Below are 5,106 nucleotides of genomic sequence, written 5' to 3'. Positions count from 1 at the left end.
GCTCACGGCAGCGCACCAAGCCCGTCCCGCTCGAGACCGACGTCTTCGACGACGTGCCACCCGTCGGCCGCAAGCGCGCTGCGGCGCCGGTCGCGGCCGGGTCCGACCCCGAGGCGCGCCGCGCCACCGAGCCGGTCGCCAAGTCCGCGCCCGCACGCCGGACCGACGGGTTCGACCTGCCCCCGCTGTCGATGCTCGCGCTCACGCCATCCTCGGCCGGCAAGCATCAGGCGACCGAGAAGGAGCTGCGCGAGACCGCCGACGTCATCGAGGCGACGCTCGCGACCTTCGACATCCAGGCGCGCGTGGTCGAGTGGATCCCCGGCCCGACGGTGACGATGTTCGAGATCCAGATCGCCAAGGGCGTCAAGGTCCACCGCATCACGGCGCTCTCCGACGACATGGCGCTCGCGCTCGCCGCGCCCACGATCCGCATCCTCGCGCCAATCCCGGGCAAGTCGCTCATCGGCTTCGAGGTCCCGAACGACCGCCGCGCCACCGTCACCCTCGGCGACACCTTCGCCGCCGCGCGGCTGACCGACGAGGGCCCGCTCGCGCTGCTCATCGGCAAGGACGTGTCCGGTGAGAGCGTCGTGGCGGACCTCGCCAAGATGCCGCACCTGCTCATCGCCGGCGCTACCGGGACCGGCAAGTCGGTGTGCATCAACACCCTGCTCACGACGCTGCTCATGCGCGCGACACCGTCCGAGGTGCGCCTCATCCTCATCGACCCGAAGCGCATCGAACTGTCGCTGTACAACGGCGTGCCGCATCTCTACGTCCCGGTCGTCACCGAGATCAAGGAGGCGGCCAGCGCGCTCGCGTGGGCGGTCGACGAGATGGCGCGGCGCCTCAAGCTGCTCCAGAAGTCCGGCGCACGCAACACGCTCCAGTACAACGTGCTCGTCAGCCAAGGCAAGGCGGGCGAGGGAGCCGAGCCGCTGCCGTACCTGGTCATCGTCATCGACGAGCTCGCCGACCTCATGATGGTCGCGGCCCGCGAGGTCGAGGACTCCATCGTGCGCATCGCCCAACTGGCCCGGGCCGCCGGCATCCACCTCGTCGTGGCGACCCAGCGTCCCGAGGCCAACGTCGTCACCGGCCTCATCAAGGCGAACATCACCAACCGCATCGCGTTCAACGTCGCGACCGCGATCGACTCGCGCGTCATCCTCGACACCTCGGGCGCCGAGCGCCTCATCGGCATGGGCGACATGCTGTTCTCGACCCCGCAGTGGCCGAAGCCCAAGCGCATCCAGGGCGCGTTCGTGTCCGAGGACGAGACGGTGCGCATCGTCGAGCATCTCAAAGGTCAGGGCGAGCCCGACTACCACGAGGAGATCCTGCACCTCAAGGTCGCGGCCGCCGGCGGAGGAGTGGACACGGGCGAGGACGACGACCCGCTGGTGTGGGAGGCGGCCGACGTCGTGGTGACGACCGGCATGGGCTCGACCTCGATGATCCAGCGGCGCTTCAAGGTCGGGTACGCCCGCGCCGGGCGCATCATGGACATGCTCGAGGCGAAGGGCATCGTCGGCCCGCCCGACGGCAGCAAGCCCCGCGAGGTCCTCGTCGACGTCGAGGGGCTCGAGGCCATCCGGGCGTTCGAGCGGCAGGACGCGCTCAAGGGGGGAGACGCGTGAGCGAGCTGGGCGACGCGCTCGCCGCCGAACGCCGCAGGGCCGGCCGCTCGATCGCCGAGGTCGAGGCCGCCACGAAGATCCGCGGCCGCCTGATCGAGGCGCTCGAGAAGGGCGAGACCGACCGCCTGCCGAGCCCCGCCTACGTGCGCGGCTACATCCTCAGCTACGCGAGGTACCTCGAGATCCCCGCCGAGCCGCTGCTCGACATCCACCGGCGCGAGTCCGGCGTCCCGATCCCGGGCGGCGGCGGCGCGGCGGACCGCAGCCTCAAGCGGCCCGACCAGCAGGTCCCGCGGCGCGAGGAGCTCCACCTCATCCCGATGCGCACCGCGCTGCTCATCGCAGGCGTCATCGCCGCGGCGGCGCTGGCGATCTGGGGTATCTCGCGGTTCGTCGCCGCCCCGCGCGACACCGGGCCGACCCCGCTGCCCGTCTCACCCACCGAGACCGTCACGCCCGGAGTGTCCGCCACGGCCGCCGTGACGGCGACCGGCACGCCCGGCGTCGTCGACGCCCCCGAGCCCGCGATCACGCCGACGGGCGCGACCCCGGTCGGCGCCGAGTTCGAGCTCAAGGTCACGGTCAAGAAGGGCCAGGCGTCCTGGACGATCGTCAAGGTCGACGGGCTGCGCGCGTACGAGGGCATGATGACCGACGGCGACACGAAGACCTGGCTGGTCAAGTCCGAGGCGTCCGTCGGCATGGGCCGCCCCTCGGCGACCGTCGTCTACCGCGACGGCACGCAGGTCACCGAGAAGCCGCAGACCATCGGCAAGGTGCCCACGATCGTCATCACCGCCGAACAGTAGCGCTCCCTGAAGCGACCCTCCACGGAAGGATCACCGCAACGATGGCCAAGGACAGCAGCTTCGACGTCGTCAGCCAGGTCGACATGCAGGAGGTCGACAACGCCTTCCAGCAGACCCTGCGCGAGCTGTCGCAGCGCTTCGACCTCAAGGACTCGGGCGCGAAGCTCGAGCTCGACAAGCACGGCCACGCCTTCACGATCACGGCGCCGAGCGACTTCGTCCTGCGCCAGGTGCTCGACGTGCTCAACACCAAGCTCGTCCGCCGCGAGATCGACCTCACCGCGGTGCGCTGGGGAGCCAACGAGCCCGCGTCCGGCGGCGCGGTGCGATGTGTCGGCGCCATCGTATCCGGCATCGACGCGGACACCGCCAAGCGCATCGGGAAGGACATCCGCGACAGCAAGCTCAAGGTGAAGTCGCAGATCGAGGGCGACAAGCTGCGCGTCTCGGCCGCGAGCAAGGACGAGTTGCAGGCCGTCATCCGGCTGCTGCGCGAGGCCGACTACGGCCTGCCGCTCCAGTTCGTCAACTACCGCTAGCGGCGAAGTCGCCCATGACCGTCCGCGTCCGCATCGTCACCCTCGGCTGCCCCAAGAACGAGGTCGACTCCGAGAAGATGGCCGCGCTCGTGGCGCTGACCGGCGCCGAGCTGACCGCCGACGAAGACGCCGCCGACGTCACCATCCTGAACACCTGCGCCTTCATCCGTGAGGCCGCCGAGGAGGCGATCGAGCACACCCTCGACCTCGCGCTGAGGTGGAAGCCGGCGGGCGAGGGGCGCAAGCTCGTCGTCGCGGGATGCCTGCCGTCCCGGTACGGCCGCGACCTCGTCGCGGAGCTGCCCGAGGTGGACGCGTTCATCCCGGTGGCCGAGGAGCACGAGCTGCTCAAGTACCTCTTCGCGCTGTCCGGCCTGCAGCCTGCGCCGGGCGACGGCCCGGAGCGTGCCGTGGTCGGACCGTCGGCGTACCTCAAGGTCAGCGACGGGTGCTTCCGCGCCTGCGCGTACTGCACCATCCCCGCCATCCGCGGCCGGTACCGCAGCACGCCGCTGCGCGAGATCGAGCACGAGGCGCGCGCGCTCGTCCGCGCACGCGCGCGCGAGGTCGTGCTCGTCGGCCAGGACATCTCCTCGTGGGGCAGGGACCTCGGCGGGCACGAGACGCTCGCCGACGTCGTCCGCACACTGGGCGCCATCGAGGACCTCGACTGGCTGCGCCTCATGTACGTCCAGCCCGACGGCATCACATGCGACCTGCTCGACGCCATCGCGACCGTGCCGGCCGTCTGCCGCTACCTCGACCTGCCGCTCCAGCACGCCTCGCGCGACGTCCTGCGCCGTATGGGCCGGACCGGCGACGCCGAGTCGCACCTCGCGCTCATCGCCCGCATCCGTGAGGCGGTCCCAGGCATCGTGCTGCGCACCTCGCTCATCGCGGGCTTCCCCGGCGAGACCGAGGCGGACCTCGCCCTCCTCGAGGACTTCCTCGAGGAAGCCCGCATCGACTACGCGGGCGTGTTCGCGTACTCGCCCGAGGACGGCACTCCGGCCGCCCGCATGCGGCCGCGCGTCCCCGCGCGCGAGCGCGTCGCGCGTGCGAACCGCGTTCGCGAGACCGCCGACCGCATCGGCTTCGCGAAGGCCGCCGAGCGGGTAGGGGAGACGCTCGAGGTGCTCGTGGACGGCGTGGACGAGGACGGTGCGACCGTCGGCCGTTGGCGGGGCCAGGCCCCCGAGGTCGACGGGGTGGTATCGTTGGACGGACCCGCCTCGGCGGGCGACATCGTACGCGTCCGCATCACCGACGCTCTCGGATACGACCTTGCCGGCGAGAGGCTGAAGTCCCGCTGATGCTCCCGATGAACGCGGCCAACCGCGTGACCATCGCACGGATGGTCTTCATCCCAGTGTTCCTCGTCGTCCTGCTGGGCGAGTGGATCTCGCTCGTGCCCGAGCCGGCCGCCTGGGAGGCCGCGAAGCCGTGGATCGCCGCGGTCATCTTCACGGTGCTGGCCGCGACGGACGCGGTCGACGGCTACCTCGCGCGCAGCCGCAACGAGGTCACGACCTTCGGCAAGTTCATCGACCCGCTGGCCGACAAGCTCCTCGTCACAGCGGCGCTGTTCGCACTCGTGGACCTCGACGCGTTGCCGTCATGGATCGCGATCGTGATCGTCGCGCGCGAACTGATCGTCTCGGGACTGCGCATGGTCGCGGTCGCCGAGGGCAAGGTGATTGCCGCGTCGCATTTCGGCAAGGCCAAGACGGTGATGCAGATCGTGGCGATCACGGCGTTCATCGTGAAGGACTCGGCCCTCATCGGTCTCGACGGCGCCTGGCTGCCGGTAGCCGTGCAGTGGTTCTCGTGGGCCGCGATGGCCGCCGCGGTCGCGCTGACGATCTGGTCGATGGTCGCGTACTTCTACCACGCCCGCGACGTGCTCACCGGCCCCTGGAACGCCGGCCGCGCGTCGTGACCGCAGGCGGTCGCACAGCGGCGGTCGTCACCGTCGGCACGGGGCTGCTCCTCGGCATCAACGGCGACACGAACGCCGCGGACGTCGCGGCCCCGCTCACGGCGGCCCGCTACGCGCGCGGCGAGACGGCGCGCCTGCGCGACGACGCCGCGGCGCCCTCGGCGCCCCTCCCCCGC

Annotated in this window: 6 protein-coding genes; all 6 read left to right on the top strand. The window is 71.2% G+C overall.

Going from position 1 to position 5,106, the window contains the following annotated elements; all coding sequences use genetic code 11:
• Positions 1–1,643: DNA translocase FtsK (locus FDZ70_06170; protein ID TLM76811.1), on the top strand; the 1,643-nt coding region annotated here is incomplete at its 5' end.
• Entirely contained in the window at positions 1,640–2,452 is an 813-nt protein-coding gene (locus FDZ70_06165; protein TLM76810.1) for a DUF4115 domain-containing protein, read from the top strand. The genes FDZ70_06170 and FDZ70_06165, both read left to right, overlap by 4 nt.
• A gap of 41 nt (positions 2,453–2,493) precedes the next feature.
• Positions 2,494–2,991, top strand: coding sequence for a YajQ family cyclic di-GMP-binding protein (locus FDZ70_06160; protein ID TLM76809.1), 498 nt, complete (start codon positions 2,494–2,496; stop codon positions 2,989–2,991).
• A gap of 14 nt (positions 2,992–3,005) precedes the next feature.
• Positions 3,006–4,304, top strand: coding sequence for a 30S ribosomal protein S12 methylthiotransferase RimO (gene rimO / locus FDZ70_06155; protein ID TLM76808.1), 1,299 nt, complete (start codon positions 3,006–3,008; stop codon positions 4,302–4,304).
• Positions 4,305–4,312: 8 nt separating this feature from the next.
• Entirely contained in the window at positions 4,313–4,930 is a 618-nt protein-coding gene (gene pgsA, locus FDZ70_06150) for a CDP-diacylglycerol--glycerol-3-phosphate 3-phosphatidyltransferase (GenBank protein TLM76812.1), read from the top strand.
• On the top strand, positions 4,927–5,106 hold a 180-nt coding region (locus tag FDZ70_06145; GenBank protein ID TLM76807.1), incomplete at its 3' end, for a hypothetical protein. The genes pgsA and FDZ70_06145, both read left to right, overlap by 4 nt.

Source organism: Actinomycetota bacterium (genome assembly GCA_005774595.1).
GTDB lineage: Bacteria > Actinomycetota > Coriobacteriia > Anaerosomatales > D1FN1-002 > D1FN1-002.
This window is presented reverse-complemented; position numbering and strand designations above follow the sequence as displayed.